A 16,054-nucleotide genomic window follows, 5' to 3' on the forward strand; every position below is an offset into this window, starting at 1 on the left:
ATAGTTTTGCTCACTAAAACAAGTATCTTGAGTTACTTAGGTATTATTTAGAATTATATTTTTATTGATAGTAATCTATTTATTTGCGCAACGATACGGGTTTACTCAAACATTTGACTGAAATCAGCATCACAAACATTTTTTACCGCTGGGTGTTGGATCATTCGTTCCGCAAAAATCACGTAGTACTCTTCTTTTAACCCATCGACATGACCAATTAGCTGTAGATTTCGGTCGTCCTCAATCTCCGACATGTATACGGTCGGCGCTAAGAAAATCACATCATCGTGATACCGTGCGAAAGCCTTCATCAACGCGACATCATCAAACTCTCCCAACACATTAGGCTGAAGACCTTGACGATCAAACCACTGAATAACCTTACGCCCCATTGCTGTTCGGCTTGCAGGAATCAAAAGCTTTTTCTGTTCCAGAATCTCAGGGAAACGCACATTTTCAATTTCAGAAGAGGCGAAAAAGCTCATGCTGCTCTCACCTAGCTTTTTGCTATAAAGGCCAGGGCTTTGAGTTGAGTCAACGGGACAATCCGAGAGGATCATATCCAGCTTGTGCTGAGACAGTCGTTCAAGTAGCAATTCGTGGGTTGACTCATAACAGCGTAAATGAATACTGTTATCTTCCGGGACAGTCGTCATTAGTACTTTACTGACCAAGCGCTTAGATAACGCATCGGCTACGCCAACTTCAAACAGAATGTTCGAGTGCTGACTGTAATTGACGATATCTAACATCTCATAACTCAAACCAAACATTCGGTCGGCGTACTTAAAAACAAGTTGCCCTAACTCAGTTGGCTCAACTGTACGACCATTTCGTTTGGTTAACTTTCCTTTCATGCGTTCTTCAAGCGCTTTAATCTGCCCTGTCACTGTTTGCGGTGTCAGGAAAAGCGCATCGGCCGCTTTAGTTACAGAGCCCTGTTTGCACACCATCCAGAAATAATATAGATGGTTGTAGTTTAGATGTGACATGATCAAGTCCCGAAAAGAAAGTGATGCTTTTTATACCAAATGTGACAGAGACAAACAATAAACTCGACAAAACCATACAATACATTACAAAAACATAAGTTTTACCGAATATATAAAATTAACACTGTCATAAAATTTGAACTGAGGCGCATTTTCTTTCTAAAGAAAACGCAAAAACCACACAAAACAAAAGTCAAATTTATTTATTAAATTCAAAGAGTTAAAAACCATCAATTTTCCCTACTCACACCACTATCAAAAAGAACAATAAAAATTACTCACAGCAAGAAATCTGTAATATTACTGAAATATTTGTTCTCTAACATCGCCCGCAGTTTCAACTACAGACCGAAAAATGAACTGAAAGGTCAACGGAGAAAATTATGATGAACCAAGCTACTTCAACAGTGGCGCCAATTTCGAGCACTGCTCGTTGGTTACGCTGGGCTAACTTGGCATTCATGTTGTATCTGCTTCTTCTAGCAGTATCTATGGTTGGTAGTGGCTTCAAATGGGCAACTGGCGATCAAGCTAAGGTGCTATTTGAGTTTGCCGCTCACCCTGTTGCAGGTCTAATGATCGGCTTGGTGGCAACAGCCTTAATTCAGTCCTCAAGTACTGTAACGTCTATTATTGTAGGTTTAGTTGCAGGTGGCTTACCAGTAGAAACCGCGATTCCGATGGTGATGGGTGCCAATATTGGTACCACAGTGACTAATACGCTTGTTTCTCTTGGTCACGTACGTTGTAAAGAAGAGTTCAAACGTGCATTTGCAAGCGCAACTATTCACGACTTCTTCAACTTACTTGCTGTTGCTATTTTCCTTCCGTTGGAAATGATGTTCGGCATTTTAGAGAAAGTTTCTCATTGGCTTGTTTCTCCACTACTTGCTACTGGCGATATGAGCATTAAAGGCTTCAACTTCATTAAGCCAATAACAAAACCAGTTGTGGGTGCAATTAAAGAGCCACTTTCAACATTCGGTGATACTGTTGGTGGCATCATGCTTATCGTTTTGGGTATTGCGACAATCTTCGTTGCAATTACGGTAATGGGTAAGCTAATGAAGAGCTTAATGGTTGGCCGCGCACGTGAAATTTTGAAAAATGCGATTGGTCGTGGCCCTATTCACGGTATTGTATCGGGTTCAATCGTGACTGTGTTGGTACAATCTTCATCAACAACAACTAGCTTGATGGTTCCACTTGTGGGTACAGGCGTTCTTAAAGTTCGTGATATTTACCCATTCACGCTAGGTGCAAACATTGGTACTTGTATTACGGCGCTACTAGCAGCAACAGCCGTATCGGGTGAGTTTGCGGTATTCGCGCTTCAAATCGCTCTGGTACACCTAGTATTTAATATCATGGCAACGCTGTTTATCTTTGGTATTCCGTTCCTACGTGAAATTCCAGTGAAAGGCGCTGAGATGATTTCTGAAATGGCTATCAAGAACAAAGCTGTTGTCGGTGGCTACCTAATGTCTGTATTCGTTATTTTACCAGGCGCGATCTTAGCCCTAACGACATAACAATAACTTACATACCATCGCTTATTGTTTAGGCTCCACATTGTGGGGCCTTTTTTGCGTTAATGACGCTGTTCAAATTCGTTGTCTGGTGATAATTTGAGCCATACCAGCATACTTATGCTGGGCTACCTCATTTGGAGTCGACAACATGACGCAGCTTAATGGCACTATTTCTGATCAGCTACTCGCAATAGACGAAAACCTAACTCAACTGGTTGCTGATATTGATATCCTCAGTAGCGTGAATCCTCTCAATTATGCTCAGGAAAGAGAGCGCTTTATTAAGAACAAATACTCTCAAGAGCCTAACTTCCAATACTCAACTACCAATATAGATACTCACAGCGCAAAGCGACGTCTGTATGAACTGCCTTTAGAAAATATTCAAGACACCCAATTACAAAAGCTGTACGCGGATGTGATTCAGTCTTACGCAGATAAATTGGATCAAGTGAATACTATCGGTACACAAGAGTTTCTTTATAACTCCTTGCGCTATTACGGAGAGCCGAGCGCCAAAGATATTGCCAACGCCCATTTCATTTTACACCTTCCCACGGAAGAAGAGAGCAAACCTCAGCATGATAGCCGTGTGATAGCACACTTCATGCAAAACTTTGCTCAACGTAATGGATATGAATGTGAAATACAGGTGTTGGATGGGATGTTAGCAAACGCACTCGTTTCGGGGTCTCGAGTCAAAATTAACCACGCAGCATACATCACGACCGATGAGTTAGAGGCTCTCGCACATCATGAAATGGGTGTACACCTTCTTACTACGCTTAATGGTCGTCAACAACCGCTAAAGGTCCTGAGCTTAGGGTGCCCAGCCAATACCAACACCCAAGAAGGGCTGGCTATATTGTGTGAATATCTGTCAGGACATTTCAGTATCAAACGCCTAAGAACCTTAGCCTTACGAGTCCTGGCGGTAGAGTCGATGATCAAGGATCGCGATTTCCGCCATACGTTCATGCTATTAAAAGAACAGTATAAAACGTCTGACCTTCAAGCATTTACAACGACTGCTCGTGTGTATCGAGGAGGCGGTTTGACGAAGGATTACTTGTACCTCAGAGGGTTCCGAGAGGTGCTCAATGCCTACGATAAACTGGGCAATGACTTTTCATTGTTGCTATGTGGGAAAACAGAACTGAAGTATTTTGAGCTTATCCGCTCATTAGTGAGCAAACAAATATTCACCCAACCCAAGTTTATTAGCCCGGCACTGTCTGCACCGATGCAGACCAACCCTATTCACCGCTATATTGTCAGTGCACTCAAGTAATATCTTCAAAGTACGAAAAAGCAAAAAAGCTCCATTCGGAGCTTTTTTCATATCTTGAAGAACAATACTGGTTACACTGAGAATGGGTAACGAATAGGGTCGTGATGCTCGTATCCTTCAACCCAAAAATCATCCAGTGTGACCCATGTTTCCAGATCTTCTAGAGACTTAATCTCTGGATTGATGTGGAACGTCGGCGCTTTTAATGGTTCACGTTTCAACTGAACATCACGCATCAGTTCAAGCTGATCTTCATAAATGTGCGCATTCACAATCTTATGAAATGCCTGACCAGGTTTCTTGCCCGTGATTTGCGCCATGATCACCAAGAACACGTAAACTTGAACCATATTGAAGTTTAAGCCAAGCGGTACATCACACGAACGCTGAGTACTGTTCAGGTATAGCGTATCATCCAGCAATGAAAAATGGTGGCTATACATGCAAGGACGCAAGCACCCCATGTGGAATTCACCCGGGTTGTAGAAGTTCAAGATTTCACCGCGATCATCAACACCACGCGTTAAGTCATCCACTATCTTGCGTAATTGGTCAACATGCCCGCCATCAGGCTTCGCCCATGCGCGCCCTTGGACACCGTAGACACGGCCCATGTCGTCTTCACCTTTACGGTATGGATTATTTAACCAAGCATCATTTAGGTTGGCATTGGCATCCCAGGTTTTCGTGCCCAGCTTACGAAAATCTTCCGCATTATCGTAACCACGAATGTACCCTAGTAGCTCTGCAACGGCCGCTTTCCAAAAACTTTTACGTGTGGTTACCAACGGAAATTGATTGTTCGCAACATCGTAGGTTAAATCCGCGTTGATTACGGTCAGGCAGCGCTTGCCTGTACGCTCATTTTCAACCCAAACACCTTGGTCAACGATGCGTTGACACAAATCTAAATACTGTTTCACACCAATACCTTACTTCGTCTTTTGTGGTAACTCGTCTTTGTAATGACCACGTTTGTATGCCCAAACCATCATTAGGACACCGATAACCACCATTGGCAGGGATAAAATCTGTCCCATGGAAATAAAGCCACCGAATAACCCCAAATGAGCGTCTGGTTCGCGCACGTACTCAACTAGGAAGCGGAATGTACCATATCCAGCTAAAAATAGCCCTGAAACAGAACCTAAAGGACGAGGTTTCTTGATGAACCAATTCAAGATGAAGAAAAGTACGATACCTTCAAGCGCCATTTCATAAAGCTGCGATGGATGACGTGGCAGTGGACCGCCATTTGGGAAAACGATCGCCCAAGGTACATCTGTTACTCGGCCCCACAATTCGCTGTTCATGAAGTTACCTAAACGCCCCATACCCAAACCAAATGGCACAAGCGGCGCGATAAAGTCGGCAACACCGAAGAAAGTTCGCCCGTTTTTGTGTGCATACCAGAACATCGCGGTAATAACACCCAGTAAGCCCCCGTGGAAAGACATACCACCGGTCCACACTTTAAACAGATACAAAGGGTCAGCCAAGAAGAGCTCAAAATTGTAGAAAAGCACGTAGCCTACACGACCACCAATCACCACGCCAAGGAAGCCTGCGAACAACAAATCAGAAACCTGTTCTCGTGTCCAACCACTTCCCGGCTTATCCGCACGTCGGTTCGCCAACCATAGGGCGAACATAAAGCCCACAAGGTACATCAAACCGTACCAACGAACCGAAACAGGACCAATAGAGATTAAAACCGGATCAATATTGGGAAATTCAATATATCCCTGAGACATAAATCATTCTCTTCTTATCACAACAAAATAAATATACCCAAGTAACCTCTAGATGCTTGGTTCAGCGAGAATGACTTGGGTACAAACTTAGAGCAGCATGGTCGCTGCTACAAACATTAAGAACACCGCGAATATCTTTTTTAATACCGCAGTTGGAAGGTTAGTTGCCAGCTTTGCGCCCACTTTTGTTGTGAGCATCGAGGCCATGGCAATTGCTAATAAAGCGGGAAGATAAACATAGCCAATACTGTATGAAGGCAAGCCTTCTACTTTATAGCCATGTAAGATAAAACCGATCATACCAGAAATAGCAATCACGCAACCACAAACGGAAGATGAACCTACCGCTTTACGCATTTCTATCCCGTGTTTATTTAAAAATGGGACCGATAGTGAACCGCCACCAATACCAGCAAGGCTTGATACGACGCCAATCCCCGTGCCATACGCAACGGTCACCGGGCTGCTCGGCATAGGTTTACTGCTCGTAACTTTAATGGAACGGAACATCTGTACTGACAGGCAAAGAACAATGACACCAAATACTTTCGGCAAGTAGTGCGTAGGGATCCACTCAGCAATATTGGCACCGACAAAACCACCTATAACCACACCTGGCATCAACCATTTTACGACGAACATATCGACATTGCCGAGCTTAAGGTGATTCATCGCCGATGAGCCTGACGTGACAATAATACTCGCTAACGAAGTGGCTAGGGCCATGTGCATACTCATTTCTGGAGAGATTCCAGCAAGAGGAAGCAAATACAACAAGGCAGGAACAACAATCAAACCACCACCGATACCGAGTAACCCCGCCATCACACCCACAAAAGCGCCTAGCGCCAACAATAACAAAAATAAAGAGACGGTCACGATTTCCTACTTTTTACCTGCACGGATAAAGCCCGCAAAACCCTGTTGGATGAAGAAGTCATGCATCATTTGATGAATGTCCTCCCCGTAGGACTTTGTCATTGCTTGCTCCGCTAATTTTTCTAATTCTTCTTGTTGGCTATGACGAATCAAATATTTCACCTTAGCCACGTTGGAGGTGTTCATACTCAAACTGGTATACCCTAACCCAAGTAAGAGAAGAGCGCCAAATGGGTCGCCAGCTAACTCACCACAAATACACACTGGCACCTGATACTTATCGCACACCTCATGGATTTGCTTAAGCGCTAACAGTACCGCAGGATGCATAGATTCATAGACATCCGCGACGCGCGAATTGTTCCTATCAACTGCTAATAAATACTGGGTTAAATCGTTTGTCCCGACAGAAACAAAATCAACACGGTGAGCAATCGTTGGCAATAAATACACCATTGATGGCACTTCGATCATGACCCCAACTTGTGGGAACTGAATTCTATCATCAAGCAACACGGCTTCGCTGTGAGCTTGATTAATCAAGCTAATGGCATCGTCTAGCTCTTTTACCCCTGACACCATTGGCAATAAGATACTTAAGTTTCCGCTTTCTGCGCTCGCTCTTAACATTGCACGCAGCTGGATCAAGAAAATATCTGGGTGATCCAATGTAAAACGAATGCCACGCCAGCCTAGAAACGGATTATCTTCTTCGATGGGCAAATACGGCAAAGGTTTGTCACCACCAATATCCAAAGTGCGCATCACCACTCGTTGATTCGGATAACTGTTGAGTATCGCTTGGTATTGATGATACTGCTCATCTTCTGACGGAAAGTGATGCTGAAGTAAAAATGCAATCTCAGTTCGGTACAACCCAACTCCATCAACACCTGTATTGATGGCAATATTACTGTCTGCACTGAGCCCCGCATTGAGCATAATTTCGATGTGGTGATTGTCTTGCGTAACCGCTGGGAGTGCTAGGTCCTTGTTTACCATTGCAAACAATTCTGACTCTTCACTCACTAAGCTGCGATACTCTCGCAATAATTGACGGTTTGGCTCTAGGAAGATCTCGCCCGTATAACCATCCACTATCCCGAGTTTGCCATTGACCACATCCGGGTTAATGTTGGCGCCCATGACAGCGGGAACTCCAAGTGCGCGAGACAAAATAGCCGCATGAGAGTTCGCGCCACCTTCTAGTGACACGACGGCTAACAAAAACTCTTTAGGTACAGACGCGAGCAAGGTGGCTGTGAGTTCATTCGCCACCAAAATAATGGGACGATCAATTGCAGAATTTTCTTGCTCACTGTTATGTAGAAAATAGAGCAGCCTTTGCCCTAACTCTCGGATGTCTTGCGCTCTCTCGCGCATGTAGACATCCGACATTCTGGCAAATCGATTCGAGTATGATTCTACCACTTGGCGTAACGCCCAGTCTGCCCTATCTCCTTTTTCAATCTGCTTCTTCAAATCACCGCGAAGCATCGGGTCATTGAGTAAGTGCGTAAACAGATCGAAGATCGCCAGCGCATCTTTGTTGATTTCACCGTCCAGCTTTTTCCGCATACGGCGAAAATCATTTAACGCTCGCTCTATGGCCACCAGCAATGTCTCGTGCTCACGTTCCTTATCTAACGTGGACGATGGGAAAACATCCGATAAACTCGGTTGGGTATTGTCGAACCAAAACTCTCCAATCGCGACACCAGTAGATGCAGGCAAACCTTTTAATACCGTGGGTTTAGATGCCAACTGCCAATGCCCAAGATTCTGCGCATGCGCAATAAGCACTGCTAGCTGAGCGGACAACGTGACAAGAAACGACTCTTCCATTTCACTGAACAAGCGCGGTGTTTTTTGCTGGATCACCAACACACCTAAAACTTGTTTTCGATGAATGATTGGAGTGGCTAAAAAGGAGTGGTAAATCTGTTCGCCGAGTTGAGGGAAGAATTTAAACTCGGGATGTTTTGAGGCTTCGGCAAGGTTGAGTGGCTCTGCGCTTCGTTTAACCAACCCAACCAAGCCTTCATTGAAGTTGATATGAATACTATCACCTTCAAAAATAAGGCCTTGAGTTGCCATTAACTCAAGGCGCTGCATTTCTTCATTAGCAAGATAGATAGTACAGCACTCAGTGCGAAGGGCAGCACAAGTCTCTTTCACCAATATATCGAGTGCCAGATGCACATCATCGACCCTGGAGACTTTCTCAACTATTTCCCTTAGCTGACTGAGCATGATTATCCTCTACGTTGCTTTTTTCTTTTCCCTTTCGCTTTTCTCTCTCGAAAAGGCATGGCTAAGGATGCAAACTCTTTCATCGCTCGTCGATAAACATCTCGCTTGAAAGAAACAACTTGCCTAACTGGATACCAGTAACTCACCCAGCGCCAACCATCAAATTCAGGGGATTTTCCGCGTTGCATATTAATACGAGATTCATCGCATTCTAATCTCAGCAGAAACCATTTCTGTTTTTGGCCGATACAAACAGGCTTGGAGTCCCAACGCACCAATCGCTTTGGTAGCTTATATCTTAACCAATGACGACTTGTTGCAATGATCTTAACGTCTTTTTTCGTTAAACCGACTTCTTCGTATAACTCCCTGAACATGGCTTGTTCAGGGGTTTCACCTTCGTCAATCCCACCTTGTGGAAATTGCCATGAGTGTTGCCCGTATCGTTTAGCCCAGAAGACCTGACCATGGTTATTACATATCACAATACCAACATTAAGTCGGTAACCATCGCCATCTATCACTGGCTAACCTCTATGAATAAATTTTTTATTACCGTGATTTTTCCACATATCCCCATTACTAGCAAACTTACTGATGTGATATGAGCAAGATTTATTACCTTTTCACCATATTTGGATATCTTTTAATCAAATCATACCTTATCAACACAAGAGTGAGACATTGCCCACATTTATTCACCTTTTCTGTGAATAACTTTGTGAAGAATTCAATTCAAATGAGTAATTCTGTTAAACCCCATCACAAGCGAAACAAATAAAGAAACAGAAAATCAAACATAACACACTGATAAAAAAGTCTTTATTTTAAAAAATAGCGATAAATCGATCTTCAGTTTCTTGATGATCTTTTCACCAAACTCAGATCGGTCAAAGATCCACCAACCGGCTATTTATCCACACTTACCGGGTATTCGTTTAGAGTATTACGATAAAATCAACCCCAAAAATGCATTTTAACCCCTGTTTATTCATACAGACCCCGCAAAGATCTCGTCAACACCTTCCTCACCTGTGGATAAGTTATGAATTGATCGTTCTTACAACGCCTCGGTGAAATCTTAAACAGTAGATTTGGCCGGAGTTTGATAAACTATATTTTTTGTAATACCACCTTGTGACTATGAAACCAGAACCACAAACAGAAGCAGAGCTATTGGAACGCGCTCATGATATGGCAGGACTTAGCTTTGCAGAGCTGGCCGCCGAGGCGAATATGATTGTTCCTGAAAACTTAAAACGTGATAAAGGTTGGGTGGGTCAATTACTCGAATGGCATTTGGGCGCTCCGGCTGGCAGTAAACCTCAACAAGATTTCGCTAAGCTAGGGATCGAGCTGAAAAGTATTCCGATCAGTCACTCTGGCAAACCGTTGGAAACAACCTTTGTTTCTGTGGCCCCCCTCACTGGTGTTCATGGTCTTACATGGGAAACAAGTCATGTACGCAACAAGCTATCTCGTGTGCTTTGGGTACCAGTGGAAGGGGAACGAGAAATTCCACTTGCAGAAAGACGTGTTGGTAGCCCACTGATTTGGTCACCAGACGACGACGAAGAGCGTATTTTACGAAACGACTGGGAAGAGCTAATGGAGATGATCGTCTTGGGGAAGTTTGATCAAATTTCCGCCAGACACGGAGAAGCGCTGCATCTTCGCCCTAAAGCCGCGAATGCAAAAGCGCTCACCGAAGCATACAGCTCAAATGGCAAGCCGATAAAAACTCTGCCCCGAGGTTTTTACCTCAGAACGCAGTTTACTGAACAGATCTTACTCAAGCACTACATCAACACGCAATCTGAGTAATGTTGTTTCCGCCATTTAGTGCGTCACGAGCGATAACTCGATATCACAGTACGAGGCTGCCTCTTCAGTGCCACATTCGTCATACGCATTGTGCAGCCTTAAGTACGCTTTATCTACCCCTAACCTCAGCAGCTCTTCTTTCACCAAATCTAGCGAACCGAAATGTATCGGATCTTCACCGTCTTTAATTGGCTCAAGTTGATGCTTGTACTCCACTGCTAGCAAATAGTCAGAGACATCAGAACACCCAATCACAAATACTTTGGGAGTTTTATAAGTATCTTTATGGGGACCGTGTAACCACATGTCCAATTGATGCTTCTGCATAACGTACCTCCTTCACACGATCATTTAAGTGTAGTTAGGCTATGTATAGCTTTCGAGTTTGGTCTTCCTTTATACGTAAATCATTTGCGATAGCGGTTAAAAATCCCCTATATTGGAATCACTTATTTAGTCGGTAACTCTTCAAGGACGTGATATGCAATACACAAAACTACCGCACTCATCACTTGAGATCAGTAAAATCTGCCTCGGAACCATGACGTTTGGCGAGCAAAATACAGAAAAGGACGCCTTTGAACAGCTCGACTTTGCCCTTGATCATGGGGTGAATTTCATTGATACCGCAGAGATGTACCCTGTACCTCCCAAAGCGGAAACGCAAGGACTCACCGAGCAATACATCGGGAATTGGTTAGCAAAGAGCGGCAAACGTGAAAAAGTTGTGCTGGCAACAAAAGTGGCTGGCCCTCGCGGCGTCCCTCACATCCGAGACAACATGAGCCTTAATCGTCGCCACATCCATACAGCAATTGATGACAGCCTTAACCGCCTACAAACGGATTATGTCGATTTATACCAGTTACATTGGCCTCAACGTCAAACTAACTGCTTTGGTCAACTCAACTACCCATACCCTGACAAACAAGAAGAAGTCACGTTAATTGAAACGTTGGAAGCGCTTACAGAATTAGTGAATGCAGGTAAAGTGCGCTATATCGGCGTATCAAACGAGACGCCGTGGGGTGTGATGTCGCTACTGCGTTTGGCAGAGAAACACGATTTGCCAAGAATTGTCTCCATTCAAAACCCATATAACTTATTGAACCGCAGCTTTGAAGTGGGCTTGTCTGAAATCAGCCACTATGAAGGTGTCCAGCTACTGGCCTACTCTCCACTGGCATTTGGCTGCCTAAGCGGCAAATACTTGAATGGTGAGAGACCAGAGGGTGCTCGATGCACGAAGTGGGAGCGTTTTGCGCGCTACTTTACTCCTCAGGGGATAAAAGCGACCGAAGCTTACGTCAATTTAGCCCAAGAGCATGGTTTGGATCCTGCACAAATGGCACTCGCATTTGTCAATCAGCGCCCATTTGTAGCATCTAATATTATCGGCGCGACCAACCTCGACCAATTAAAAGCCAACATCGACAGTATCGATCTAAAACTAAGCGATGAGCTCCTTACTGAGATTCAAGCAATTGGTACAACCTACTCGAACCCTTGCCCTTAACAGTAAAGCTCCCCTCAAACGAAAACAGCTGACCTTCAAGGTCAGCTGTTTATCAAATGAAGTATGACTTCATATCGCACGTTAAGCGTGTTGAATGACTCGATAGCAACTCAGTCAGTCCAACACGCTAACGATTACGTCATTATTCGCGACGTTAAAACTCGACGAAGGTGACGAACTCGACGTTCAACTTTTACTGCATCCGGAACATTGGCGCGTGTGGAACGACCATCGCTATCTAAACCAATATCCCTCAATAGATGAACATTCGTCCATGGAACATCATGAGCAGTGCGGCGTATGGTTCGCTGCCATTGCTTTTCTTCGCGTTTAAGGTCTGCTTTCAATAGCAAAGTTGCCAGTTGTAAGTAAATAGAGTGACGCATAATATTTTCTCCGATTATCGATGTATTCGACTGGGAAAAATAGTGCGTAAAATGAACAGAGGTGTTCTGTTGATACTAAGCCGCTACTTTTCCGCAGCCTAGTAATAAATAAGATAGGTTACGGATTAATTTTTATCTTGTGAGCCAGTGGTATTGGTATCATCCGACTTAAGAGTCATCGGAGCGATAGGCATACGATCAGCGCAAGCAGTGGTGTTAACAACGTAATGTTTCATCTTGCGCCTCCTAGCTAAAAATTAATCCGTTTATGAAAGGTATAACTCATTGAGTTACGGTTAAATTGTAAGCTTTGATGAATATATATCAAACATTTTTTGTCTTTTTGATTAAAAACAAATCAATACACCGCAATTCAGTTTCATATACTTTTCTATATAACATATTCACCTAGGGAATATATGAAATTACGGATTTTATAAATCAAACTGAATACAAAACAAAAAGAGCGGCTTTGTAGCCGCTCCTTCACTGATATTCATTCACCAATTTAACTTCAGAAAGAACAAATTTACATGGCTTGATCAGAAATCAAATTATGTTTGTTCAGTAGTCGATACATCGTCGCGCGTGAAACACCAAGCTCCTTCGCCGCATTCGAAACTTGACCAGAATGAGATTCCAAAACAACCAGTAACGCGTCACGCTCACTCTTCTCACGAATCGATTTCAAACTACGCTTTGAGTCATTACGCTGAGGCAAATCTAGGTGATGCTCTTCAATCATTACGCTGTCAGACATCAGAACCGCTCGTTTCACTTGGTTCATCAACTCACGTACGTTACCTGGCCAGAAATAACGTGTCAGTGCCTTGAGTGCATCCTCAGAAAAGCTTTTTGCTTGCGAGTTATACTCTTTAGAAAACTCTTGTAAGTAGTAGCGCGCTAACAAAGAAATATCGCTCGCGCGCTCTTTTAAGCTCGGGACATTAATGCGTAATACGTTAATGTAGTGATAAAGCTCTTCATTAAAATCTCCGTCAATCAAGGCTTTTTCTACATCTGACGAGTTAGCCGCAAGGATGCGCACATTGACCGCTTTTACACCATCTTTGGTATCAATGCTGCCTTCTTGCAAGAATCTCAGCAGATTCATTTGCTGCTCTTTTGAGATAGTAAGAATGTCATTAAACAGCACCGTACCGCCATCCGCTTGTTCGAGCATACATGCTTCCATATCTTCATCGGCGTTAATGCCAAACACTTCCGCTTGGAAACGTTGCTCATTGAGTGCGCGACAGTTAATTGCCATAAACGGTTTATGAGAACGTGAAGAGACTTTGTGGATAGCGCGAGCAACCGCTTCTTTACCTGTACCACTTTCCCCAGAAATCAGAATACTGACGTCCGTCGGACCGATTCGCTTTACTTGATCGCGTAAACGCTTCATCGGGATAGATTCACCTATCAGCCCCATATCTAAGCTGCTACCAAAACTAGGCCAAACTTTTTTCTCCAACTTGAGCATACCAAGCTGGTGACCAATCGTGCTTAAAAGCTGGGCATCCGGGATTGGCGCAGTGAAAAAGTCGATACAAAAGTTAACAATGAACTGGCATATGGTGTCAGTGCCAAGCTGAGATTCACGAATAAACGCTAACCAACGCACGTGTTTGTGAGAACTGACTAAGTTCGCCAAACCGTTCAAGCTGAATTCGTCATGGCTGAGATCGACAATACCGATACATGGACCAATATCCTCTAACAACGTATTAGCTTTGCGTAAGTCACCCACTTGGTGACACTTCCAGCCCACTTGCTCAAGTACTGATAACCAAGGCTCATAAGTACCGCCAACTACCACAAGCGATCCCGGGATGGAATCCATCTTAAACTGCCCAGCCATTCTCTAACCCTTTTTCATTGTTAATAGAAATTTTGCGCCACAAACCTATCTTTGCGAGCGGGTAACATTATCGAGACTCCGAGCCCCCGCGTCTGTCTCAGTATTAAGACTATGCAATAGATTGAGATTTGGCGAATGTTTATTTGCATATCCTATTAAAAAGCAAATGCAACAACTTGAACTTATTTAACTAAAAGGCATAAAAAAACCACCCGAAGGTGGTTTTTTTGATCATCCTGCCAAATTACGCTTGTGGGCGCATTGCTGGGAATAGGATCACGTCACGGATAGTGTGCGTGTTAGTCAGTAGCATAACCAGACGGTCGATACCGATACCTTGGCCTGCCGTTGGTGGTAGGCCGTGCTCTAGTGCAGTGATGTAATCTGCATCGTAGAACATGGCTTCGTCGTCACCAGACTCTTTAGCTTCAACCTGTGCTTTAAAGCGCGCGTCTTGATCTTCTGCATCGTTAAGCTCTGAGAAGCCATTCGCTACTTCACGACCGCCGATGAAAAATTCAAAGCGGTCTGTAAAGAACGGGTTGTCATCGCTACGGCGAGCCAGTGGAGAGATGTCCGCTGGGTAGCCAGTGATGAACGTTGGCTGCATTAGCTTAGGTTCTGCTGTTTCACCGAAGATTTCTTCTAGAAGCTGACCACACGTCCAGAAGTCTTCTACTTCAACATGTACTGATTTCGCGATAGAAACCATCAGTTCACGGTTTTGTAGATCTTCTTCGGTTAGCGCTTGGATTTGCGCGTGATCTGGGTTGTACTGCTTGATTGCTTCAAACATGCTCATACGAGTGTAAGTGCCACCAAATTCAACCGTTTCATCACCGTAAGGCATTGATGTTGAACCTAGAACTTCTTGCGCTACCGAGCTTAGTAGTTCTTCAGTAAAGTCCATCAGATCTTTGTAATCCGCGTACGCCATGTAGAATTCCATCATAGTGAATTCAGGGTTATGACGTGGAGAAAGACCTTCGTTACGGAAGTTACGGTTAATTTCGAATACGCGATCGAAGCCACCAACCACTAGACGCTTCAGGTATAGCTCAGGTGCAATACGTAGGTACATTGGCATGTCTAGCGCGTTGTGATGCGTGATGAATGGGCGTGCACTTGCACCACCAGGGATCACGTGCATCATCGGCGTTTCTACTTCCATGAACTGTTTTGAGATCATGAAGTTACGAATTGCAGACATTACTTTAGAACGTACAATAAATGCTTTACGTGAATCTTCGTTCACAATCAGATCAACGTAACGCTGACGGTAACGCATTTCTTGGTCAGTAAGACCGTGGAACTTCTCAGGAAGTGGACGAAGTGCTTTAGTTAGCAACTCGTATTCTTCCATGTTCACGTATAGGTCACCCTTACCAGATTTGTGCAGCGCACCTTTAACACCGATGATGTCACCGATATCAAGACCTTGGTATTTCTCTTTTAGCTCTTTTTGTACGTCTTTAGCAGCGTAAGCTTGGATACGGCCAGATGTTTCTTGAATTACTAGGAATGGACCACGCTTAGCCATAATACGGCCAGCAATTGCAACCACGTGGTTAAGCTCTTCTAGCTCTTCCTTCGTCTTTTCACCGAACTCTTTTTGAAGGTCGCCCGCTAGTGCGTCACGACGGAAGTCGTTTGGGTGGCCGTTTGCTTTGCAGCTCTTTCGGATTTCATCCAGTTTAGCGCGGCGTTCAGCAATCAGCTTATTTTCTTCTAGTACAGTTTCGTTTTGAACAGCATCAGTCATT

At 44.0% G+C, this 16,054-nt stretch carries 14 protein-coding genes; 4 read left to right on the plus strand and 10 right to left on the minus strand.

Annotated elements, in window-relative coordinates; all coding sequences use genetic code 11:
- Positions 1 to 101 precede the first annotated feature (101 nt).
- Complete coding sequence (gene nhaR / locus NL643_RS05475; protein ID WP_005381942.1) at positions 102 to 992, minus strand: transcriptional activator NhaR; 891 nt, start codon at positions 990 to 992, stop codon at positions 102 to 104.
- Positions 993 to 1,378: 386 nt separating this feature from the next.
- Between nhaR and NL643_RS05480 the strand changes: the two genes are divergently transcribed.
- A complete protein-coding gene (locus tag NL643_RS05480; RefSeq protein ID WP_031780616.1) occupies positions 1,379 to 2,524 on the plus strand; it encodes a Na/Pi symporter in 1,146 nt (381 codons plus the stop codon).
- 148 nt (positions 2,525 to 2,672) lie between these two features.
- A complete protein-coding gene (locus NL643_RS05485) occupies positions 2,673 to 3,815 on the plus strand; it encodes a flavohemoglobin expression-modulating QEGLA motif protein (RefSeq protein WP_253644060.1) in 1,143 nt (380 codons plus the stop codon).
- A 71-nt stretch (positions 3,816 to 3,886) separates the two neighbouring features.
- On the opposite strand, the gene NL643_RS05490 is transcribed toward NL643_RS05485, so the two are convergent.
- From NL643_RS05490 to rppH, 5 genes are all read right to left on the minus strand, one after another.
- Positions 3,887 to 4,738 (minus strand): thymidylate synthase, encoded by an 852-nt coding sequence (locus NL643_RS05490; RefSeq protein WP_025768429.1) that lies wholly within the window; start codon positions 4,736 to 4,738, stop codon positions 3,887 to 3,889.
- Between the two features lie 9 nt (positions 4,739 to 4,747).
- Positions 4,748 to 5,569 carry a prolipoprotein diacylglyceryl transferase gene (gene lgt / locus NL643_RS05495; protein WP_005381948.1) on the minus strand — a complete coding sequence of 274 codons (822 nt, stop codon included), beginning with the start codon at positions 5,567 to 5,569 and terminating at the stop codon, positions 4,748 to 4,750.
- Between the two features lie 87 nt (positions 5,570 to 5,656).
- Positions 5,657 to 6,448, minus strand: a complete 792-nt coding sequence (locus NL643_RS05500) for a sulfite exporter TauE/SafE family protein (protein WP_006743341.1) — start codon at positions 6,446 to 6,448, stop codon at positions 5,657 to 5,659.
- A gap of 6 nt (positions 6,449 to 6,454) precedes the next feature.
- Positions 6,455 to 8,701, minus strand: coding sequence for a phosphoenolpyruvate--protein phosphotransferase (ptsP, locus tag NL643_RS05505; protein WP_253644061.1), 2,247 nt, complete (start codon positions 8,699 to 8,701; stop codon positions 6,455 to 6,457).
- Positions 8,702 to 8,703: 2 nt separating this feature from the next.
- Positions 8,704 to 9,225: an RNA pyrophosphohydrolase gene (gene rppH / locus NL643_RS05510; protein WP_005381953.1), complete on the minus strand. Its 522-nt coding sequence runs from the start codon at positions 9,223 to 9,225 to the stop codon at positions 8,704 to 8,706.
- A 619-nt stretch (positions 9,226 to 9,844) separates the two neighbouring features.
- Between rppH and mutH the strand changes: the two genes are divergently transcribed.
- Positions 9,845 to 10,525 carry a DNA mismatch repair endonuclease MutH gene (mutH, locus tag NL643_RS05515; RefSeq protein ID WP_006742669.1) on the plus strand — a complete coding sequence of 227 codons (681 nt, stop codon included), beginning with the start codon at positions 9,845 to 9,847 and terminating at the stop codon, positions 10,523 to 10,525.
- Between the two features lie 15 nt (positions 10,526 to 10,540).
- Here the strand turns inward: mutH and NL643_RS05520 are convergent, their stop codons facing one another.
- The gene (locus NL643_RS05520) at positions 10,541 to 10,852 is read right to left on the minus strand and encodes a DUF6482 family protein (protein WP_005397320.1); all 312 of its coding nucleotides are present in this window, start codon (positions 10,850 to 10,852) and stop codon (positions 10,541 to 10,543) included.
- A gap of 154 nt (positions 10,853 to 11,006) precedes the next feature.
- Here NL643_RS05520 and NL643_RS05525 point away from each other — a divergent pair, with 154 nt between their 5' ends.
- Positions 11,007 to 12,041, plus strand: a complete 1,035-nt coding sequence (locus tag NL643_RS05525) for an NADP(H)-dependent aldo-keto reductase (RefSeq protein ID WP_047009105.1) — start codon at positions 11,007 to 11,009, stop codon at positions 12,039 to 12,041.
- A gap of 134 nt (positions 12,042 to 12,175) precedes the next feature.
- On the opposite strand, the gene NL643_RS05530 is transcribed toward NL643_RS05525, so the two are convergent.
- The 3 genes from NL643_RS05530 to lysS all read right to left on the minus strand — a co-directional run bounded on the left by NL643_RS05530 (position 12,176) and on the right by lysS (position 16,053).
- The gene (locus tag NL643_RS05530; protein WP_005397324.1) at positions 12,176 to 12,427 is read right to left on the minus strand and encodes a hypothetical protein; all 252 of its coding nucleotides are present in this window, start codon (positions 12,425 to 12,427) and stop codon (positions 12,176 to 12,178) included.
- Positions 12,428 to 12,956: 529 nt separating this feature from the next.
- Complete coding sequence (gene vpsR, locus NL643_RS05535; protein ID WP_253644062.1) at positions 12,957 to 14,291, minus strand: cyclic-di-GMP-binding transcriptional regulator VpsR; 1,335 nt, start codon at positions 14,289 to 14,291, stop codon at positions 12,957 to 12,959.
- A 244-nt stretch (positions 14,292 to 14,535) separates the two neighbouring features.
- Positions 14,536 to 16,053 carry a lysine--tRNA ligase gene (gene lysS, locus NL643_RS05540; RefSeq protein WP_005397328.1) on the minus strand — a complete coding sequence of 506 codons (1,518 nt, stop codon included), beginning with the start codon at positions 16,051 to 16,053 and terminating at the stop codon, positions 14,536 to 14,538.
- Position 16,054: the final 1 nt, after the last annotated feature.

The sequence above is a fragment of the Vibrio sp. Y42_MX_L11 genome (assembly GCF_024181785.1).
In the GTDB taxonomy this organism is placed as follows: Bacteria; Pseudomonadota; Gammaproteobacteria; order Enterobacterales; family Vibrionaceae; genus Vibrio; species Vibrio diabolicus.